Origin of the sequence: Maritalea myrionectae (assembly GCF_003433515.1) — a bacterium.
Classification (GTDB): Bacteria; Pseudomonadota; Alphaproteobacteria; order Rhizobiales; family Devosiaceae; genus Maritalea; species Maritalea myrionectae.
This window is the reverse complement of the sequence record NZ_CP021330.1, coordinates 2,452,428-2,473,029: the sequence shown is the minus strand read 5'-3', so window position 1 is coordinate 2,473,029 and position 20,602 is coordinate 2,452,428. Positions and strand designations below refer to the sequence as shown.

The 20,602-nt window shown below is 53.2% G+C and carries 15 protein-coding genes; 7 read left to right on the top strand and 8 right to left on the bottom strand.

Annotation, left to right across the window (positions count from 1 at the left end):
* The first annotated feature begins 15 nt into the window (after nt 1-15).
* From MXMO3_RS12455 to MXMO3_RS12445, 3 genes are all read left to right on the top strand, one after another.
* Nucleotides 16-2,397: a LysM peptidoglycan-binding domain-containing protein gene (locus tag MXMO3_RS12455; protein WP_162889255.1), complete on the top strand. Its 2,382-nt coding sequence runs from the start codon at nt 16-18 to the stop codon at nt 2,395-2,397.
* A 175-nt stretch (nt 2,398-2,572) separates the two neighbouring features.
* A complete protein-coding gene (locus MXMO3_RS12450) occupies nt 2,573-2,902 on the top strand; it encodes an ArsR/SmtB family transcription factor (protein WP_027833428.1) in 330 nt (109 codons plus the stop codon).
* Complete coding sequence (locus MXMO3_RS12445) at nt 2,902-4,818, top strand: ABCB family ABC transporter ATP-binding protein/permease (protein ID WP_027833427.1); 1,917 nt, start codon at nt 2,902-2,904, stop codon at nt 4,816-4,818. Before MXMO3_RS12450 ends, MXMO3_RS12445 begins: the two co-directional genes overlap by 1 nt.
* 77 nt (nt 4,819-4,895) lie before the next feature.
* Here MXMO3_RS12445 and MXMO3_RS12440 read toward each other — a convergent pair whose 3' ends face one another.
* The 6 genes from MXMO3_RS12440 to MXMO3_RS12415 form a co-directional block, all read right to left on the bottom strand.
* A complete protein-coding gene (locus MXMO3_RS12440; protein WP_117396088.1) occupies nt 4,896-8,309 on the bottom strand; it encodes an efflux RND transporter permease subunit in 3,414 nt (1,137 codons plus the stop codon).
* Nucleotides 8,306-9,517, bottom strand: a complete 1,212-nt coding sequence (locus MXMO3_RS12435; RefSeq protein ID WP_084633807.1) for an efflux RND transporter periplasmic adaptor subunit — start codon at nt 9,515-9,517, stop codon at nt 8,306-8,308. The genes MXMO3_RS12440 and MXMO3_RS12435 overlap by 4 nt, the downstream gene beginning before the upstream one ends.
* An 11-nt stretch (nt 9,518-9,528) precedes the next feature.
* A complete protein-coding gene (locus tag MXMO3_RS12430; protein WP_036220707.1) occupies nt 9,529-10,077 on the bottom strand; it encodes a PadR family transcriptional regulator in 549 nt (182 codons plus the stop codon).
* A 186-nt stretch (nt 10,078-10,263) separates the two neighbouring features.
* Nucleotides 10,264-11,085: a 3'(2'),5'-bisphosphate nucleotidase CysQ gene (gene cysQ / locus MXMO3_RS12425; RefSeq protein ID WP_117396087.1), complete on the bottom strand. Its 822-nt coding sequence runs from the start codon at nt 11,083-11,085 to the stop codon at nt 10,264-10,266.
* A 7-nt stretch (nt 11,086-11,092) separates the two neighbouring features.
* Entirely contained in the window at nt 11,093-11,971 is an 879-nt protein-coding gene (nadC, locus tag MXMO3_RS12420; protein WP_027833425.1) for a carboxylating nicotinate-nucleotide diphosphorylase, read from the bottom strand.
* Between the two features lie 84 nt (nt 11,972-12,055).
* Nucleotides 12,056-12,700 carry a glutathione S-transferase gene (locus MXMO3_RS12415; RefSeq protein ID WP_117396086.1) on the bottom strand — a complete coding sequence of 215 codons (645 nt, stop codon included), beginning with the start codon at nt 12,698-12,700 and terminating at the stop codon, nt 12,056-12,058.
* A gap of 254 nt (nt 12,701-12,954) precedes the next feature.
* On the opposite strand from MXMO3_RS12415, the gene MXMO3_RS12410 reads away from it, so the two are divergent.
* Nucleotides 12,955-13,908 carry a crotonase/enoyl-CoA hydratase family protein gene (locus MXMO3_RS12410; protein WP_051213069.1) on the top strand — a complete coding sequence of 318 codons (954 nt, stop codon included), beginning with the start codon at nt 12,955-12,957 and terminating at the stop codon, nt 13,906-13,908.
* 36 nt (nt 13,909-13,944) lie between these two features.
* On the opposite strand, the gene MXMO3_RS12405 is transcribed toward MXMO3_RS12410, so the two are convergent.
* The gene (locus MXMO3_RS12405; protein WP_117396085.1) at nt 13,945-16,296 is read right to left on the bottom strand and encodes a putative bifunctional diguanylate cyclase/phosphodiesterase; all 2,352 of its coding nucleotides are present in this window, start codon (nt 16,294-16,296) and stop codon (nt 13,945-13,947) included.
* A 231-nt stretch (nt 16,297-16,527) separates the two neighbouring features.
* On the opposite strand from MXMO3_RS12405, the gene MXMO3_RS12400 reads away from it, so the two are divergent.
* Together MXMO3_RS12400 and MXMO3_RS12395 are read left to right on the top strand one after the other, a co-directional pair.
* The gene (locus tag MXMO3_RS12400) at nt 16,528-17,778 is read left to right on the top strand and encodes a Ppx/GppA phosphatase family protein (protein WP_051213066.1); all 1,251 of its coding nucleotides are present in this window, start codon (nt 16,528-16,530) and stop codon (nt 17,776-17,778) included.
* The gene (locus MXMO3_RS12395) at nt 17,775-18,533 is read left to right on the top strand and encodes an RlmE family RNA methyltransferase (RefSeq protein ID WP_084633801.1); all 759 of its coding nucleotides are present in this window, start codon (nt 17,775-17,777) and stop codon (nt 18,531-18,533) included. The genes MXMO3_RS12400 and MXMO3_RS12395 overlap by 4 nt, the downstream gene beginning before the upstream one ends.
* 2 nt (nt 18,534-18,535) lie before the next feature.
* Here the strand turns inward: MXMO3_RS12395 and MXMO3_RS12390 are convergent, their stop codons facing one another.
* Nucleotides 18,536-19,933: an MFS transporter gene (locus tag MXMO3_RS12390; protein ID WP_027833421.1), complete on the bottom strand. Its 1,398-nt coding sequence runs from the start codon at nt 19,931-19,933 to the stop codon at nt 18,536-18,538.
* A gap of 156 nt (nt 19,934-20,089) precedes the next feature.
* On the opposite strand from MXMO3_RS12390, the gene MXMO3_RS12385 reads away from it, so the two are divergent.
* A complete protein-coding gene (locus MXMO3_RS12385) occupies nt 20,090-20,503 on the top strand; it encodes a GFA family protein (RefSeq protein ID WP_117396083.1) in 414 nt (137 codons plus the stop codon).
* The last annotated feature ends 99 nt before the right edge of the window (nt 20,504-20,602 follow it).

Here is a 20,602-nt window from a genome sequence, read left to right as displayed (position 1 = left end):
GTTGGTGGCGTCGTTGTGGCGCCGGCCATCAACTCATGTTCGGAAAAAGACGGACCATTTCTAAGCTGCGTCGCATCGCAGGTTATGGGGCGGTCTTCACCGGATCAGTCCGCAAATGTGGCCACTGAAGCCAATGACGCCGTTGAGACAAAGGATGAGCGTTTGGCAGCAGGTCCCGCGTCAGACGCTGATACTGATATGGCCAAGGCCACAGAGCCTGTCGTGCCAGACTTCACCATCGCCCGCGCGGCGCCAGACGGTATGGTTGTCATTGTTGGCACCGCCGATCCTGAGCATGAAGTCTCTGTTTTGGCAGATGGCGAGATTTTGGGCAAAACCGAGCCGGAACGCACAGGTGAGTGGGTGTTTGTCCCTGAACAGCCATTGGCTTCTGGCGGTGTTGAAATCACCGTGCAAGCAGCAACCCCAGCGGGCGGCATCATCAAATCCGCGAAGTCGGAAATTGTGTTGATTGATGAGGCGCGGGATAAAGAACCCATCGTGATCGCCGCCGTACCTGGCGAAGCCAGCGAGATTATTCAAGGGCTTGATGAACAGCCGGACGACGCGACCGAAGCGCCGATCGAAACAGCTGATGCCCAAACCGAAGCGCCTGCCGAGACGACAAGCGATACGCCTGCGGCCACAGAATCGTCCACCGATATGACAGAGGAAGCAGCGACTTCTGAAACAGAAGGTGCTGAGGAGATTGAGGTAGCAGAGGCGGAAGCGCCAAGCGACGATAGCGCAGAAATGAACAATGCGGACGCAGAGCAGCCAACTGAAGCCGAGCCAGCCGCCGAAGCCGCAGAGGTTGAGCAGGTTGCCGAAGCGGAGGTGAATGCCGACGCTCAAGCCACCGAAGAGGCAACCTTCACAGAAGAAACGGAAGTTGAATCAGAAGTTGAAGTTGCTGACTCAACAAGCGAAGAGCCTGCTCCAACCGATTCAAATGACTCGGAAAATGCGAGTGAAGCCGACGATGTTCAGGTGGCGGAAGCCGAAGAAACGGAAGCAGCAAACGCGCCAGCCGATACACCTGAGCCTGACGCCGCAACAGACGACGCTGCACCAAGCGAAGAGGCGACCAGCGACGACATGGAGGTTGCGGCGCTGGAAACAGATGATCGCGATAGCACCACCGCCGCCGCGCCGGATAGCGCAGCAGACGTGCTTGAGGCCGTTGAAGCGTTCGTACAGCCGACAATTGATGCAATTGAAATTGACGGGCAACAGAACTTCATCGCGGGTGGTGGCCCGGAAGGTGGCATTGTCCGGCTTTATGTTGAAAATGAATATGTGGCCGATGCCGAAGTGCAGGATGGTCGCTGGCTGGTGGAAACCGACGATGTTCTGACGGAACCAAGCCAACGCGTACGAGCGGACCTAATTGACCCCAACACAGCCAGCGTGATTGCGCGGGCGGAGGTCAACTTCGTTGTTGAACGTGTCGAAACAGCTGAAGCGGAGCCTGAGGCTGATGCAGAAACTGCTGTGGAGGAAACCACAACCGATGAGAGTGCTTCAGATGAAAGCACCATGGGCGTGGCGACCAATGATGCATCTGTCGCCTCGAGCGACGAGGTGACAACTGCTGAATCGGAGGAAGAAACTGCTCCGATGGCGACTGCAGAATCTGACGCGGAAGCAGACGTAGCTGAGGAAACAGCGCCTGCAGCCACCGACGATATGGCAGTCGCGGACGCGACCGAGACGTCTACTGACGCGGATATGACAGAGGAAACGGAAGCGCCTTCTGTGGCGGAAACGCCGTCGGCATCTGCTGAAACGGAAGTCGAGATGGAAGCTGGTGACGAACCCACCACGGCTGAAACTGTGATAGACACGCCAGCCGACGCGACGTCGACACAAGAGGCGGCCATGGATGCCACCGAAGGTGACGAAACAACCTCTGAAGACAAGGCGATGCCAATTGAAGAACCTGCTGAATCGGATGCAGAGATGGATGTGGCTGAGAGTGAAGAGGCGGCTCCGGTATCTGAACCGGATATGGCCGACGAAGCACCGGCGGAAGATGCTACCGATATGGCAGAAGCGCCCGAAACGTCCGCAAGTGCAGATGCCAGCACCGCTTCAGCTGAGCAAGAGATGGCTGCAGCGGACGATGCTGAGATGGATGAAGAAACGACATCAGCAGAAGCTGAAATTCCCACCATCACCGCGGTTGCCGTGGATGATGTCGAAGGTCGTTTCGTGTCTGGCAAAGCCATCATCCGCAAGGGCGATAATTTGTGGACCATTGCCCGCCGGGTCTACGGTCGAGGCATTCGTTACACCACGATTTATGAAGCCAATGCCAATGAGATCAGCAACCCGAACTTGATTTTCCCCGGGCAGGTATTTGATCTACCTGACGATGTGGAACGTAGCGAATAAAATTGCCCCTTGCAGTTTGGTGTTAAACCCTTTATCGTAAAAATACGATGAAGGGTTTTTCATTTTGACGGCAGGGCATCAGTTCCGCCCTCACTTGGGATGAAATACCACCAAGATACGGGGCCATTTGCGCCTGCTCAGCTTTCAATTGTCTTCCGCATTATGGAGTTAGCGTATGCTATCTGATCCTCAAGATGAAGAATTGGCCAAACTCACCCGCGCTGTCGGGCATCCGGCACGTGTGGCGATATTGCGTTATTTGACCCAGCAAAAAACACCCTGCTGTGGGGATTTGACCACCTGTATAGATTTGGCCCAGTCAACAATCTCTCAGCATTTAAAAGTGCTTTTGGAAGCCGGGATAATAGAGCGCAAAGGGCAGGGCACAAAGAACTGCTATTCCATTTGCGCTGCGCCCCTAGAGCGGCTTATCGCAAATATAGAACAGATTTTGGTCGACGATGCGGCCAGCACAGAAAAACTAAAAGCGAGTACAAATAGCTAATGGCAGACAATCAAGCCGATAAAAATAAAAAGCAGACTGTCAGCGCCGAAGAAGGTGACGTACTTTCGACAGTGAAAAACCTTTGGCCCTATATGTGGCCAAGCGACCGCCCTGAGCTTAAATTGCGCGTCGTATGGGCCATCCTGGCTCTATTGGCTGCAAAGGGCGCAGAGGCACTCGTCCCGCTCGCCTATAAAGGGATCGTTGATATTCTCGGGCAACCAGATGGCATGGAAACGGCCATGTGGCTGGGCATATCCCTGCCCATATTGCTGGTGATCGGCTACGGTGTCGGGTCCATCCTCGAAAGTGGCTTTATGCAATTGCGCGACGTGCTGTTTGCCTCCGTAGGGCAACACGCTGTGCGCCAGTTGGCGCACCGTACGTTCCAGCACCTCCATGCATTAAGCCTCCGCTATCACCTGCAGCGGCGCACTGGCGGCCTTTCCCGCGTCATTGAACGGGGGACCAAGGGGATCGAGACCATTGTGCGCTTCACAATGCTGAACACGGCACCAACGCTGGTGCAGTTTTTGATCATCTCCACCATCTTCACCTTTGCGTTTGGGTTGACCTTTCTTGCGGTATTGGTGGTGACGATTTGGGGCTACCTCTATTTCACCATCAAGGCGTCAAACTGGCGGATCGGCATTCGCCGGGCCATGAACGAGAGCGACACGGACGCAAACTCCAAAGCGGTTGATAGCCTGCTCAATTTCGAAACGGTCAAATATTTCGGCAACGAAGAGATGGAAGCCCGCCGCTTTGATGGGGCCATGGGCAAATATGAGCGCGCCGCCACCCGCATGTGGACCTCGCTCGGCTTTTTGAACTTTGGCCAAGGCGTCATTTTCTGGGTGGGGATGATCGTCATCTCCATGATGTCAGTGAACGGCGTCATGTCCGGCGATATGAGCGTTGGCGACTTTGTGCTGATCAACATGTACATGATGCAAATCTATCGTCCGTTGAACTTTATCGGGTTCGTTTATCGCGAAATTCGCCAGGGCCTGACCGATATCGAGCAGATGTTCCAGCTTTTGGATCAAGACGCGGAAATTGAGGACAAGCCGAACGCCAAGCCGATCAAGGTGACCGGCCCGGTCCTGAAATTCAACAATGTGAAATTTCACTATGATTCCAATCGCGAAATCCTGAAAGGCATTGATTTCGAGGTGCCCGCGGGCAAAACGATCGCGGTCGTGGGGCCGTCCGGCGCAGGCAAGTCCACCATTTCACGGCTGATCTATCGTTTCTATGACGTGATTGAAGGCAGCGTCGAAATCGACGGGCAGGATGTGCGTGACGTGACACAAAAGTCATTGCGGACGGCTGTGGGCATGGTGCCGCAGGATACGGTACTGTTTAATGACACCATCGAATATAACATTCGTTATGGTCGCCCCGACGCATCGGATGAGGAAGTGCGCGAGGCAGCACGCTTGGCGCAAATTTCTGACTTTATCGAAAGCCTGCCCGACGGCTTCAATACGCAAGTGGGTGAACGCGGTCTCAAGCTCTCCGGTGGTGAAAAGCAGCGCGTGGCGATTGCAAGAACCATCCTGAAAAGCCCGCCAATCCTGATCTTGGACGAGGCCACCTCGGCGCTCGACACCCAAACCGAGCAGGAGATTCAATCTGCCTTGGATGCTGTGGCGCAAGACCGCACAACATTGGTCATCGCCCACCGTCTGTCCACCGTGGTCAATGCCGATGAAATCATTGTGCTGCGCGATGGCAAGATCGCCGAGCGGGGCAATCATGAAGGCTTGCTGGCGCAAGATGGGCTCTATGCTCAAATGTGGAACCGCCAGCGTGAAGTTGACGAGGCGGGCGAACGGTTGCGCAAGGCGCGTGAGACGGCTGGCAGCGAAGGCTTTATCTCGATCGATAAAGATAAAGAACCATCGCAATAGCCTCATCTCGCACGACACAAAAAAACGGCCCCGCAAGGGGCCGTTTTTCTTTGTAGGTCTTGATAAAAAGGCTGAACCTATTCAGCCGCTTCCGGGGTCGGGCGCGACACGATGGTCACGCCATTCTTTTCTTCAGCCAGCAAGGTGCCTTCTACCGGCCTGCGGATATATTGCTTGGCACTATCCGTATCGCCGGGGATGGTCGCGTCGGCAGGCTGATCCTGGGTCGCCGCGTCTTGCTGCGCTGCAACCTGGTCTGCTTCGACTTCACCATCTTCAGCCTGTTTAGCCTCGACGTTCTCCTCAGCCTTGGCAGCAGCGGCTTTGCGGCCCACTGTTGATGTCCAGACCCAAACGAAGAAGTCTTTCCAAACAGCTGGGGCAGACAACATCACCGGCACCATGATCAAGGTCAGCAGCGTTGAGAAGCTCAACCCGGCAATCACGGCTGTGGCCAATTGAATCCACCACGCACCGGATGGGTCACCAATAACGATTTCGCGGGCGAAAAAGTCAATTGAAACACCCATCGCCATCGGGATCAGGCCGAAGACGGTCGTAATGGTGGTCAACAAGACAGGGCGCAATCGCTGCGATGCGGTCATCAAAGACGCGGTGATCGGGTCAACGCCATCTTCCTTGCGGAAACGGTTATAGGTGTCGATCAACACAATAGAGTTGTTCACCACAATACCGGCCAGCGACACGATACCCACACCAGTCATGATGGCAGAAAATGCTTGACCCGTGATCATCATGCCCAGCAATACGCCTGCAACAGACATAACCACCGTCGAAAGGGTGATAAACACCTGATAGAAGCTGTTAAACTGGGTCAACAAGATCAAGAACATCAAGAACATGGCACCCAAACCAGCCTGTTGCATAAAGGCGTTGGTTTCCTGGGTTTGCTCATCAGCACCCGCAAACTCGAAGTCCACGGTTGATGGCCAGCTTTGCCCGTCAATCCACTCTTTCAGTTGATCCACTTTTTGCGCGGCGGTCACAGGTGAGCCATCTTCATTTTCAGCTTCTGCCACATTGCCCCGCACACTCATGGTGTACTTCTCATTGCGGCGTTCAATGTTCGCCACTTTTGGCACCGCTTTACGCTCGATAAAGTTGGAGACCGGCACCAAACCTTGGTTGGTGATGATCCGCAAACTATCTAGCGCGTCGAATGTGCGCTGTTCTTTCGGCAAACGAACCTGAATGTCCAACTCGTCATTGGCATCATCAGGACGATAGCTGCCAATGGCGACGCCTGACGTGACCAATTGCACATAAGGTGACAATTCACGCACACCAAGTCCAAACAGGGCAGCCTTTTCGCGGTCAACCTTGATTTCCCAGTCAATGCCGGGCAGGGGACGTCCGTCTTCAACCTCGATCATATCGCCCATATCGTTTTCGATATAATTGCGGATCTTGGCCACAACAGGTGCCAATTCATCATAGCTTTGGGCCACAACACGCATATTCACGTCTTTACCCGTTGGGGGACCTTCTTCGGCCTCCAACAGTTCGACGCCAATCCCGGATATATCCGCTACATTGGCACGGATGTCCGCAAAGATTTCGGTCGCATAACGACGATCGCGGAAGGGTTCAAACTCCAGCTGCAAATTGCCGATGGTGTCTGGTGGTGTTGAAGTCACCGCGCCAGTTGAGCCAAAGTTGAGTACAGTATCTTCAATGCCTTCAACTTTGAGCACTTGCTGCTCAACCTCAATCAGCAGATCGCGGATTTCGACTGGCGAATAGTTGCCCCGGCCCGTAACCGCCACTGTGGCATATTCCGGCTCGATCTTGGGAAACGCTTCAACGCCCGTTGGGTTGTTGGCAAATGTGTAGAACACGCCGCCAATAACGCCCAGTCCCACAATAAGAACGAACAAGGGGCGACGGATAATCATATTCATAAAACGAATGTAAAGCCCCGTCAGGCCCGGCACTTTTTTCGGGTCGAAATGGTTGTGCACTGACAATGATTTTGCCGCAGCGATTTCTTTTTCGCTCACGCGTTTACGCGCGACCAAACCGCCAATGACCGGCAAGAAAATCATCGCCGTGATCAAGGAGGAGATCAGGGTAATGATCACCATGATCGGCAAATAGCTCATAAATTTACCGATGATCCCCGGCCACAACAACATGGGCGTAAAGGCTGCCAATGTGGTCGCCGTGGAGGACACAACGGGCCAGAACATCAGCTTCGCTGCGCGAATAAAGGCTTCGCGTCGCTCCATGCCTTCCGAGATTTTTCGGTCGGCATATTCCACGATCACAATGGCTCCATCCACCAACATGCCCACGGTCAGCACAAGGCCGAACATGATCATCATGTTGACGGTGTAACCCAGCAATTGCAGGAAGAAGAACGCCATCATAAAGCTGGTTGGAATGGCAACACCCACCATGATCGCCGGGCGGATGCCCAACATGGCGATGGTCACAATCATCACCAAAGCAATCGCCGTCAACACAGCAGATTGCAGCGAATCCAGCATATCTTTCGAGAACTTGGCTTGGTCCAGCATAAACGATGCGTGGATCGTCGTCGGCCATTCGGCTTTGGCGGCTTCCACAACCTTATGCACATTATCAGATGTGTCGATAATGTTCGAACCGAGACGCTTGTTCACCTCAAGAATAATCGCAGGTTCACCGTTCACGCGGGTGAAGTCTGTCGCATCTTTAAATGTACGCTGAATAGACGCCACATCGCCAAAAGTGACGATGGTGCTGCCGTCAGTTTTCAAGGGGAGGGTAAAAACGTCCGTCGCATTCTCAATCAGTCCAGGCACTTCCAAGGCGAACTTGCCTTGGCCGGTGTCCAATGTACCAGCAGGCACAACAAGGTTGTTCCGGGCCAGTGCGTCAAAGAGCTGATTGGTCGTCAAATTGTAGCTTTCCAGCTTCAACAAATCGACAACAACGTCCAACACTTCTTCGCGGTCACCCGCCATATTGACGTCACGTACCGTGGAAATGCCTTCCAGATCCTCTTGCAAGTCCTGCGCCACGCGCAACAAGGTGCGCTCAGGCACATCGCCTGAAAGCGCAACTGTAATGGTGGCAAAGCCATTTGCAGAAATCTCATGGATGGTCGGTTCGTTGGCATCGTCAGGCAGCTTCGACTTGGCAGTGTCGACTTTTTCGCGGGTATCGACCAGCGCCTGATCTTTGTCAAAATTAATGTCAAACTCCAAAAACACTGACGCGTGGCCGGTGCTTGAGGTCGATGAAATTGATTTCAACCCATCAAGGTTGCGCAACTCGTTTTCCAACGGACGTGCCAATAGCCGTTCCGCATCCGAGGGAGACACACCCGTCTGCGACACAGATACATAAAGGTAAGGCACATCCACGTCGGGCTGGCTTTCCTTTGGCAGATTAATATAGGCGGAGATACCTGCCATCAGCATCACCAGCATCACAACAATGACGGTTTTGGGACGCCGAAGAATGTTCTCGAGGGCACCAATCATGATGTTGTCTCCTCAGTTTCATTGTCGGCCAGCACTTGTTGGCCAGCGACAACATATTCCTGCCCAACGGTGATGATGTTGATGCTTTCAGGCAATCCGGTCACCCAAATGCCTTGTTGGCTATCTTGGACAATCTCAATCGGATGAAAGCTAACTTCGCCGTCCTTCACCGCGCGCACACCCAAGGTGCCGTCATTGTCCAATGTCAGCACAGATTGTGGGATCAAATGCGCCGGCACAGTGCCCAAAACAGCACTTGCTTCAGCGGTAAGTCCTGCGCGAACCGAATGATTGGGGTTCGGCAATTCAACTTCCACTGGGAAAGCGCGTGTGGCTGTGTTGGCTGTGGGGCTTATATAGGCCACTTTGCCTTCAATTACCCGTCCAGTGATGGTTTTAACGGTCACAGGCAAGCCAATGCGTACCGCATCAATATTGCTTTCTGCGACATCACCAACAAAGATCAACGGGTCCATCTGCACCAGCGTCACGCAAGGGCCACCAGCGGACAACATGTCACCCGGCTGTGCCATTGGCTCTTGCACAATGCCACCGGCTTCCGCGTAAATCTCAGTGCGGGCCAATTCTGCCTTGGCTTCATCCAACTGCGCCTTAGCTGCTTTCAAGCTGGACTCATAAGCCGCGGCTGAGTTTGTCGGGGCAAATTCCTTTTCCCGCAGCTTTTTGTTGGTCTCGAAATCGGCTTTCGCTTGTTCGTAGCTTGCCTCAGCTTGCGCCAGGCGTGCTTGTCTCGTGCCCGCATCGATTGAGCACAGCAGATCGCCTGCCTTCACAACATCGCCTTTATCAACATGGCGGCTCTCCAAAATGCCGGTGGTCTCGGCCCGAATGGAGAGGGTGGCTTTTGCTGCTGTGTTGCCGCGAAGGGTCACTTCCAGCGGCAAAGGCTGAATTGTGAATGTGCGCGTGCGCACCGCCTGCAATTCTTCGGCAGCGGCTGTTTCGGCTTCAGCTTCGGCTTGGGCTACTTCATCTTCAGCAGCTTGTTCTTCGTCGCTTTTGATCAAGCCAAACTCTGTCATTAAGTCTTTGGCTTTGTCTGCGCCGGGCAAGTCGACCGCATCGAGCGCTTGTGTTTCGCCATTGCCGGGGCCTTGCCCGCCTTGCACCAGGTAACCAGAGGCCATCCAACCGCCGATACCCACCAACAGCAGGAATGCAACGCCATATGACATTAGAAATCGCATAAATCTCGTCCCTATTCGGCCGCGCGGGCAGGCACATCTTCTTGCTTGGCCAGCGCGATTATTTCTTGTTTATTGTCAATTAGATATTGGCGGGCACTGCGCATGCAGTGCTGCCCGAAATTCAAAACCCAGCGTTCTGAGGGTTTGGTAAATTCTTCTTCCAGCTTTTTGACGTTCTCAATCGCGTCGTTGCATTTGGCGATGCGTTCATTGACGCGTTTTTCCACCAACGAGCGGGGCAGGTCTTCAACAAAGCGGAGGAAAAGCAAAAACTCGGAGCGGAAGACATCATCATTCAATTCGTCATAAAGCGAATTGATGAAAAACTCGCGCCCGGTTGGCGTGATCTTATAGACACGTTTGGAGGGTTTTCCCTCTTGTGCCACGGTGCGGCTGGTGACATATGCCTCTTCCTCCAATTTGGACAAAGCAGGGTATATGGAACCAAAACTGGCTTCCATGAAATAGGCATAGTCGCCCTCTGTAGAGCGCTTGCGAATGTCATATCCGGTGGTTTCGCCTTGAGTCAAAATGGCGAGACAGATGGTTTTTACATTCATTATAAATAGTCGCCTCATATAGGATCGATATATATCAACTCTATATATGACGGAAAATCATAATGACAAGAGACTTGACTTCACTTTTTTGTAAAAGGGCAACAAAAGGTAAATGAGCGCACCCATTGTTCCTTTTCATAACGCGAATGCGTTTCGATTGGATTAGAATACAGCGTAAATAAGGTCTTACCGGACCTTTTCAATAGCCCGGCGCATAATGTCAGCACATTTTTCCGCCAGCGCAGGGGAAGCGGCAGCCGCAAAAAACGGATTGAGAAAGTCCGTCTCGGTTTTGCCGTAGCGCATTTTCTCGCCTGTGGCTTCAATCAAAGCCCCACCGGCATGGCACAAGATCGCATGGCCAGCGGCGATATCCCACTCACAAGTGGGCGTGAAGCGGGGGTAATGAAGGGCTGTGCCCTCAGCCACCAAACAGAATTTGAGCGATGACCCAACCGAGACATCTTCGCACGGGCCAGCTTCATCCAAAAAGTGCTTGATAGCGCCATGGGCATGAGAGCGGCTGGCGACGATCTTGCACTTCATATTTGGGTCGGCGTGAATTTGTTGCCAATTGATCGGTGTATCACCTTCAAGAGTGGCTTTAAACGCGCCGTCAGGCGTGCCGATATAGGCCGTGTCCTTGGCGGGCGCGATGATGACGCCATATGTCGGCACACCGTGCTCCACCAAAGCGATGTTCACCGTGAACTCGCCATTGCGCTTGATAAACTCTTTCGTGCCATCCAGCGGGTCGACCACAAAAAAACGCTCACCCAATGTTGGGATATTGCCTTCTGCCACGCTCTCTTCACCCAAAATCGGAATGTCGAGCGCTGCCAGCTTACTGATGATGATGTCTTCCCCCGCCGCATCCGCAGCGGTCACGGGCGAACCATCATCTTTGCGTTCCACCGCAATATGCCCCTGATAATGCTTAAGAATGACATGGCTCGCTGCGAGAGCCGCCTCAAGCATTTGCGTGGCGATCGCATCAAATTGGGGCATGAAACTGCTATTCCTGGTCGTTGATCTTGATATCAAGGCCAATATCAAGCGGCGAGGCCGCCATCGTGATTTGACTGGTGGAGATGAACTCAACGCCCGTTTCTGCAACTTTGCGCACGCTATCCAGATTGATGCCGCCAGAGGCTTCAAGCCGGGCTGCTCCTTTGCAAGCGTGCACCGCTTCGCGCAATTGCTTCGGGCTCATATTGTCGAGCAACACTGCGGTTGCGCCTGCGTCCAACGCGTCAGCAAATTGCTCCAGCGTGTCCACTTCAACTTCAATCGCAATCATATGGCCAGCAAAAGCTTTAGCAGCGAGCACAGCCTGCTTTACGCCGCCCGCCACCGCAATATGATTGTCCTTGATCAGGATCGCGTCATCCAAGCCAAATCGGTGATTGGCACCGCCGCCGCACTTCACAGCAAACTTTTCAAACGCCCGCAGGCCGGGTGTTGTTTTGCGGGTGCAGCAAATCTTGGCCCCGGTGCCGGCAACTTCATCCACGTAACGTTTGGTGAAGGTGGAAATGCCGCTCATATGACACATAAAGTTTAGAGCAACGCGCTCGGCCGACATGATAAGGCGGGCGTTACCGGATATTGTGGCAATATCCTGACCGGGCAGCACCGCATCGCCGTCTGTGACATGCGCTTCAAACTTCAGCCCATCGCCAATTTGCGCAAAGGCGGCTCGGGCCAGTTCGATGCCGCTAATGATGCCCGCTTCGCGCACATTCATTACCGCAACGGCAGTGGCGTCAGGGGAGAGGGTTGCTTGCGTGGTTATGTCCCCAGCTTGCCCCAAATCTTCCAGCAAAGCATTGTCCACTGCGCGCCGAATGAGCGGCTGCGCAAGTTGGGCAGGTAAAATCTGATGAGAAGCCAAGATCAACTATCCTTTTGCATTTTATGGGAGGTAGCTTTAGCCATGCCCCACACCATAATCAAGCAAACAGGTGCTCTTTAGGGACTATTTTATAGGAAATAGTACCGGCTCATCGCCAATTTTCCATGGCGTGAACTTGGGCATAATTTGACCGAAGCGGTCACTATTCAAAAAATAGTCGAGCCAAGCGATCAAAGGGGGACGATCTTGCGCCCAAAACCAGTCACGATCGACATGCGCGAATTGGCGGATAAATGGCCAAATGCCTAAGTCTGCGACGCTGATTCGACCGTGAAACAGAAAGCCACCATCCGCAAGGCGGGCATCAAGCATGTCGAGAAAGGGAAGCGCGCGATCGCGGGCGGCCTCACCGCCGTCAAGCTCATAGCGTGTTGGATATTTATAGCGGTCGAGCAGGGGCTTGAACTCTTTGTCCGATTGCTCAATCAGAGCGTGCATCTCATCGAGATCCTGCCCACCATGCTGCAAATCTTCCGGATCGCTTTGCGCCAACGCCCATTTCAAAATGTCGTGGCTTTCTTCAATCACCTGATCGCCCAAATCCAACACGGGAACGGTGCCCTTGGGGGAAGTCTGCAAAAACGTCTCAGGCTTGTCCCGCAGCAAGATTTCACGCAATTCAACCTCTAATTGCGCGGCTTGAATGCCCAGCCGTCCACGCATGGCGTAGGGACAGCGGCGAAAGCTATAAAGGATTGGTCGGGTCATCTCTTGCTTATGACAAACCTAACCAACTGCAGCAACACGAAAAACAACACTTCACATGCAAAAATCGGCATTAAACTGTGGGTAAATTTACTATTTTTCTTTAATTGTTTTGTTTAACACGTTGATTGGTAACAATTTTGACACAATCATGGTTAATTGTTGCATATTGCTATTTAAATAAAATTGATTGAAAATTCCGTTAATATGTTGTTAACTGAACCCCTATTTTTAAAAATGTTTTAGTATTTAGTATCATGTCAGATAATGCAGCTTTCAGCCTGCCGAGTTCCGACTTTGTAGGCGAACAAAATCCAAAAAATGAAAACACGGTGCTGATGCCGCGATCAGCAGCACCTTCAAATCTTTCAAACCGGTTTTGGCCAGAGCTTGGTCAACTGGAGAATGCATTTGATATCTCCCACAGCACTTTGTGGAGCTTCATGAATTTCGAGGGGCGGGCCGCTTATAATCCGGCTTTGCTCGATGATTTCCATGGTTGGCATTACAATATTCGGTCATTGAAAGAGGAAATGGGCGAGCACTTCAAATTTGTTGTGCTCGGGTCTCGGCATCCAGATTTCTTCTGTTTGGGCGGCGATCTTGACTATTTCTCCCACTGTATCAACTCAAAGGATCGCGACGGGCTCTATGCCTATGGCCGATCCTGCGTCGAAATATTGCACAAGAACTGGCGCAGCATTGATAGCGAACTCCTGACCATTGGTTTGGTGCAGGGCGATGCGCTCGGCGGTGGCTTTGAATCCCTATTGTCGTTTGACTATATTTGCGCCGAGAAGGGCACAAAATTTGGGTTTCCTGAGCAAATGTTTGGCCTGTTCCCCGGCATGGGCGCGCTCACCTTCCTAGGGCGGTCCTTGGGCTTTGCCAAGGCCGAGCAATTGGTGCGCACGGGCCGCACGCTCAGCGCAGAAGAGCTATACGAAATGGGCGTTGTGCATATTTTGGCTGAAAAGGGTGAGGGGCTGAAAACGGTTCAGCGTTTCATTGCCAAGAACGAGCAAAAGCAAGCTGCCCTTTGCACCTACCGTAAGGCCGTGAAGCGGGCCAATCCAATTCCATTTGAAGAGCTGGATGACGTGGTCTCGCTGTGGGCGGATGCCGGTATGCGTATTTCTTCCAGAGAGCTAAAAGTGATGCAGCGACTTGTTGCTGCTCAGTCTAAAAAAGCTGCGCCCGCTGCAGAGTAGCGGGCGCGGTAATTCATAAACTGTGCAAATTGAAAGTTATTGCGCGGCGGTTTTATCGCTGCGCTCAGCGATCTCTTTCAAAAAATCGCGGTCAAACTTCCCTTTGCCAATTTCCAATAGGCTGACAATGTCTTCATTGTTCAATGGCCGACATAAATGGAAACCTTGAATTTCGCTAACGCCTGCGTCGCGCAAATATTCAAGCTGCTCTTTCGATTCAACACATTCTGCCACCACGCGGATATTGAGCGCCTGGCCGATATGGGCCACAGCGGTTGCCACCGCTTTGGAGCTGGCATTTGTTTCCAAGTCCCGCACAAAGGACCCATCAATTTTGATCTTGTGATAGGGGAATGTGCGCAGCTGAGACAGTGAGGAGAAGCCGGTGCCAAAGTCATCCAGCGAGATTTTGACGCCGATCGCTTTGAACTGGTTCAAAATATCCAGTGTGGCGACCTCATCTTGGAAGAACGCGGTTTCTGTGATTTCCAGTTCCACCCGTTCCGGCGCCAACTTATAGCGACGCAATTGCGATTTCAGATATTTAGGAAAGTCAGTGTCCTGAAACTGCACGGCACTGAAATTGACTGCAATCGGCGTGTCCGTTGGCCACTTTGAGGCTTGGCGTATCGCTTCGCGCAAAACCCAACGACCAATCTCAATCACCTGGCCCGTCTGTTCGGCCACCTGAATAAACACGGATGGGGCCACGCGGCCACGTTTTTCGTGTGTCCAGCGAATGAGCGTTTCTAAGCCAGAAATCTCAAATGTGTTCGCATCAACAATAGGCTGAAAGGCCAAGCGGAATTGGTTGGCTTCCAGCGCATATTTGATGTCCAATTCCATGGCGCGGACTTGTTGTGCCTTTTGGTCCATTTTTGGCTCAAAGAACTCAAAACGGTTCCGGCCAAAGTTCTTTGCGGCATAAAGCGCCATATCGGCACGTTTCAGCAAGAGGCCCGAATCTGTGCCGTCCTTCGGCGAAATCGCAATGCCGATCGAAGCGCCAATACGAACATAGTGAGAGGCAACATTGAACGGCTGCTTGAGCGCATCGATAATCTGGCTGGACAAAATTTCAGGGGTGCGCGCGTGAGGGGAGAGTTTTTGGATCACCAAAAACTCGTCGCCGGCCATCCGGCCAACGTCACACTCATCCATGCAGACGTCGCAAATGCGCTTGGCCACTTGCTGCAGCAAATCATCGCCCACAGGGTGGCCCAGTGTGTCATTCACATTTTTGAAGTGATCAAGGTCGATGAAATAGACAGCAACTTCTTGATCAGTGGTGTTGTTCTCCAACACGTCGCGAAACGCTGTTTGCAAGGAGGTCCGGTTCATCAAGCCCGTCAGCTGGTCGACCAACGCCAGGCTTCTGATTTTCGCCTCGGCTTTTTTCTGCTCGGTGACGTCTGCGAACACCAACACGCGATTGCCCGTTGAAGTTTGTCGCGAGGACACATCAACAAACCGCTCATCCTCTAGCTGAACCGTTTGCTCAAAGTTCGCCTTTGCCTTGTCCGTTTCGACATTGCCATTGAAGGCAAAATGATCCCGGTCTGCCGGATGGATCAGCGTGAGCACTTCCTGGAATGATTCACCCTTACGTAGTCGATCAGGTGGGCACCCTAAAATTTCGCATAAGATGGGGTTCCAAACCAAGAGCTTATTGTCCCGGTCAAACATGCAAAGGCCGTGTGACATGTTCTTCAGTGCCCCGTCGAACAGATTTGCCTGCTGTTCGAAGGAGTCAGCCAATTCCTTGTTCAGTTCACGTGTCTCAAGCGCATTGATAATGGTTTTACGCACGGCCAAGGTAATGTCCGTCATGCCGAACATGAAAATCAGCAACGCGGCACCCACAACCTCATAGAACACAGTATCGTGCAGCACCAAGCCCAGGCCCATAGGCACGGATGCAAAGTAAAGCTGACCCAGCGCCACCCAAGGGCGGCTGGCATTTCGACCGGCAATAGAGGCCGCATAGGCCGCTGTGGTCGTGGTCAGCATCAAATGGATGGCACCATTGTCGATGCGCAATACCGCAAAGAATGTCACCATGCCCAAGCACAATGAGAACGCGGTGCCGCCAATGGCGTAGGCCCATTCCCATTGATTGACATTTTGCGGTGTAACAGGTTGGCCAGAGCGCAAATAGTAAACGCCAAGCGCGATGCGGCCCAATGCAATAATAACAACGGCATACGCCATGTTCTCCACCAGCGCATCATTCGCGGTGAAGGACAGAACCGTCGCGATAAAAAGACCGGCCACTGCGCCGGAAATAAGGGAGGCAAACGGGTGAAAAAGCCCATCAACAAGCTGCGCCCGGATGGTCGCGGATAGGTTTTTCTCGGATCGAATGGTCTCTATTAGTCTTTTAAACATATGATCACCAACATAGAATTGGACGATACGTGACGCCAGTAATGAAATTGTTCTTATATCGAGAATTTAGAATATATTCTTCTTTAAAAAGTTAAGTTTTTTCCCAAATTCTGAATATCTTTCACCATTGCGCATCGCTGGCCTTTGCTTTAGATTTAATTTCAACACGTAACACATCGTCATTGGGGCGCCGCAGAAGCGTAGCGACCCGGACTGGATGGAGCAATTAAAGTGACCGATAAGAATCGGTCCGCAAACCAGAAACGCCCATCACAGCCCCCTATAAAGGGCACAGGTGAAGGGCATTTGGCAACTGGTCCTGAGGACCAAGGCGCCAGAGGTGGCCATGGGCGATCTCCTGGCCATTCGCGGACCCATAAACGAAATGGCCAACGCCACACAAGTGCGCGCGGTTCCACTAAACCCAATATTTATGGGGCGTTGGACTTGGGCACCAACAATTGTCGGCTGTTGCTGGCGCGTCCCACCGATAGCGGCTTTAAAGTTGTGGACGGTTTTTCCAAAATTGTGCGATTGGGCGAGGGGATGTCGACCACCGGCGCGCTGTCGCCAGCTGCAATGAACCGCACCATTGATGCCCTCAAACAATGCAAAACAAAAATAGGCAACCATAAGATTGCCAAGCTGCGGCTTATCGCCACCGAGGCGTGTCGGTCGGCCAGCAACGCCACAGAGTTTTTGCAGCGTATTCAATCGGAAACCGGGATTGAGCTTGAAGTTGTTGATCGGAAAACCGAGGCGCAATTGGCCGTAAACGGCTGCGCAGATCTGGTAGATCAAGGGGCCAGCGGCGCGGTGATCTTTGATATTGGCGGCGGGTCGTCTGAATTGGCGTGGCTTGATTTTCGGGGCGGACGCCCCAAGGCCCGCGGCAAAATGGCGGCGTCGATCCGATCTTGGCAATCCCTGCCTGTGGGCGTGGTCTCGATTGCTGAAAAGTTTGACGGGGTAAATGTTACCCCTGAAAGCTTTGAAGACATGATCGACTATGTGCGCGAGCATCTCAAACGCTTTAAAGGTCGCGAAAAGCTGAAACGCGCCATTGCTGAAAGTAAGATGCATCTGGTGGGCACCTCGGGCACGGTCACCACATTGGCGGGCCTGCATTTGGGGCTTGAACGCTATGACCGATCCAAAGTCGATGGGCTTTGGATGGGCGAACAGCACGTAATAGACACCATGCGTGTATTGCTGAACATGGATTATGACCGCCGCGTTGCCAATGCGTGCATTGGCCGAGAACGCGCCGATTTGGTGATTCCCGGCTGTGCTATTTTTGAAGCCATCCGCCGCGAATGGCCCTGCGACCGCATCCGCGTGGCCGACCGGGGGTTGCGCGAAGGTATTCTGATTTCCCTGATGTCGGAGGACCGTGTATGGTCCAAACGGCCCGGCAAGGGACATGGCGCCCAATTTGGCAAAAAAGCCTATCGGCGGCGCGAAAAAGGGGCGAAAGCATGAGCAAGAAGCCAAGTAAAGTCGGCGGTGGCGGCAAGAAAGCCCGTGGCAAGGCCATTGCGAAAGCAGCAGGTAAAGCAAATTCGAAAGCCTCCGATCGCGGGTTGAAGACGCGGGTGAAAACGGCCAAGGGCCGCAAGATTTCATCAACGCTCTGGCTGCAACGCCAACTGAATGATCCCTATGTGCTCCGCGCCAATAAAGAGGGGCGACGCTCTCGTGCTGCCTATAAGCTGATTGAGCTGAACGAAAAGCACAATATTTTGCGCCCCGGCATGCGGGTGGTGGACCTTGGTTGTGCGCCCGGCGGTTGGTGCGAAGTGGCCACCGAGATCATGGGCGCGGACGCCGATGATCCCAAAATCGTGGGCATCGACTATTTGGAAATGGAACCGATGCCCGGTGTCATTTTCCTCCAGAAAGATTTTAACGATGACGACGCGCCCGACATGCTGATCGATGCGCTGGGCGGCCACAAAGTTGATCTGGTGCTTTCCGATATGGCGGCGCCGACCACCGGCCACAAAGCCACAGACCATTTGCGCATTATGGCGCTGGTGGAACTGGCATCTGATTTCGCCATCCAAATCTTAAAGCCGGACGGCGCTTTCGTGGCCAAGGTTTTCCAAGGCGGCACCGAAAACGAGTTGCTCGCCCACCTCAAGCGCCACTTTAAATCGACCTTCCACGCCAAGCCCCCAGCATCGCGTCAGGATTCCTCCGAGAGCTACCTGATCGCCAAAGGCTTCAAAGGCTGACGCTAGGCCAAAGGTTTCACCTTGGCCTTATGTCCCGCAACGTCATCACCAACCTGCTTTGACAGCCCCAAAATTGGGATCATCGCCAGAGCAGTGATCGCGGCGAGGATGAAGAACGCCAGTTGCATTTCACGCACGCCCACTTCAGTGCCGTTGATCAACGAAAACACATCCAACAACAGGGCCGCAAAGGCCACGCCCAGCGCGAACGCCAACTGAATGCTCACGGAGCTGATCACAGTGGCTGAGCCGGATTGGTTTTCCGGCGTTTCAGCGAAGGTGAGGGTGTTCAATGAGGTGTAATACATCGACCGGAAGAAGCCCATAAACAGCAGAATCGACATGATCAACCAGATCGGCGTTTGCGCCGTGAAGAAGCCGTGGGTGACCGCCAGCAATGCGGACATGGCGACGCCAACGATCAAAAGGATTCTAAATCCAAACACTTGCAACGCTGGCTTGAGGAAGAACTTCATCAAGATCGCGCCGCCTGCGCCGATAAACGAAATCATGCCGGACTCAAACGGGCTATAGCCAAAGCCCACTTGCAGCATCAGCGGGAACAGGAACGGAAACGCACCGCCCGCCACGCGATAGATAAAGCCAGCAATGATCGAAGTGCGATATATCGGCTCCTCAAACACCTTGAGGTCCAGCACCGCATTTTCGGTGCGTCGCGCGTGGAAATAATAAGCAATGCCGGACAGCGAGCCGAGCAAAGCAACAGACGCCCCAAACCACGGCGGCAGCGCGGGCATGGAGATGACCGACAGACCAAAAATGATGCCGGAGAAGGCCGTGCCGGTGAGCAGGAAGCCGATCACATCCAGCTTGCGGCGCTCGCGGTAACCTGTGCCGCCCATATATTTTGTCACCAACACAAGCCCGATCAGGCCGATGGGGATGTTGATGTAGAAAATCCAGTGCCAGGAGAAATATGTGGTCAAGAACCCGCCAATCGGTGGTCCAGCCAGCGGGCCGAACAGGGCGGGCATGGTGAGCCACGCCCACGCATTGACCAGATCCTTTTTCGGCGTGTTGCGAATGAGGATCAACCGCGAAAGCGGCGTCATCATCGAGCCGCCCATACCTTGCAGGAACCGGGCCGCCACAAAGGAGAACAAGGAATCTGCGAAGGCGCAGGCAATCGAGCCTAGCATAAACACCACAATCGCCCCGCGAAACACGTTGCGCGCGCCATAACGGTCGGCCATCCACCCGCTGATGGGAATGAAAATCGCCAGCGCCACCAGATAGGAGGCAAGCGCAAGTTTCAGCGAAATGGGGTCTGTGCCAATGTCGGCGGCGATGGCGGGCAGGGCTGTGGCGATGACGGTGGCATCCATCAACTCCATAAACAGCGCCACCGCCAAAATAAGTGGCGTGATGCGATCTGACATACGATTGTTGCTTTTTGATTCAGTGGTCCAACCAGTCTATCGGTCTTATTTCTCCCTGTCACCCCGGATGACTTATTTTACGTGTTTAAGCATTGGCCAATCCCGTTGAAATTCATGTGCACCACCTTATAGTGAGAAAAGCTCAGGGAGAGATTTATGGCCAAAGGTGAATGCAATTGCGGCGCGGTGGCGTTTGAAATTCATAAGCCCATTCAAGACGTTATTATTTGTCATTGCTCGATTTGCCGTAAAGCGACCGGCAATAATGGCATGGCGCTTGTGCTCGCCATGAATGAGGAGTTCACATGGCTGCGCGGGCAGGAGCATATCCAATATTGGAAAAAACCCGATGCGGATTGGGAAGGCTGGTTCTGCCAAATTTGCGGCTCCACTTTGCCCGGCCGGAACGATGACACCAAGCTCTATGTGCCCGTCGGCCTGATCACCGAAGGCGGTGAAAATCTGCGCGTCGCCCACCATATTTTTACCGCGTCTCGCGCGGCGTGGGATGAAATTGGGGATGATGGCGTGCAGCATCCCCATGCATTCGGCTCCTATCAAAGCGAATAGGTAGCACTTTGGGCTGCCGGACAATATCCGTCAGTTTGCGGGGCACGAGATGGTGCAAAACTCGCAATGTTGCGCTAGAAAATGAGCCTATTCCCATCT

Coding starts and splice junctions, on each gene's coding strand:
- cysQ (WP_117396087.1), bottom strand. CDS start 11,085: ATGCCCCAATTTGATGCGATCGCCACGCAAATGCTTGAGGCGGCTCTC.
- MXMO3_RS12415 (WP_117396086.1), bottom strand. CDS start 12,700: ATGACCCGACCAATCCTTTATAGCTTTCGCCGCTGTCCCTACGCCATG.
- MXMO3_RS12385 (WP_117396083.1), top strand. CDS start 20,090: ATGGCCAAAGGTGAATGCAATTGCGGCGCGGTGGCGTTTGAAATTCAT.
- MXMO3_RS12395 (WP_084633801.1), top strand. CDS start 17,775: ATGAGCAAGAAGCCAAGTAAAGTCGGCGGTGGCGGCAAGAAAGCCCGT.
- MXMO3_RS12435 (WP_084633807.1), bottom strand. CDS start 9,517: ATGCGATTTCTAATGTCATATGGCGTTGCATTCCTGCTGTTGGTGGGT.
- MXMO3_RS12450 (WP_027833428.1), top strand. CDS start 2,573: ATGCTATCTGATCCTCAAGATGAAGAATTGGCCAAACTCACCCGCGCT.
- MXMO3_RS12430 (WP_036220707.1), bottom strand. CDS start 10,077: ATGAATGTAAAAACCATCTGTCTCGCCATTTTGACTCAAGGCGAAACC.
- MXMO3_RS12410 (WP_051213069.1), top strand. CDS start 12,955: ATGTCAGATAATGCAGCTTTCAGCCTGCCGAGTTCCGACTTTGTAGGC.
- MXMO3_RS12445 (WP_027833427.1), top strand. CDS start 2,902: ATGGCAGACAATCAAGCCGATAAAAATAAAAAGCAGACTGTCAGCGCC.
- MXMO3_RS12440 (WP_117396088.1), bottom strand. CDS start 8,309: ATGATTGGTGCCCTCGAGAACATTCTTCGGCGTCCCAAAACCGTCATT.
- MXMO3_RS12390 (WP_027833421.1), bottom strand. CDS start 19,933: ATGTCAGATCGCATCACGCCACTTATTTTGGCGGTGGCGCTGTTTATG.
- MXMO3_RS12405 (WP_117396085.1), bottom strand. CDS start 16,296: ATGTTTAAAAGACTAATAGAGACCATTCGATCCGAGAAAAACCTATCC.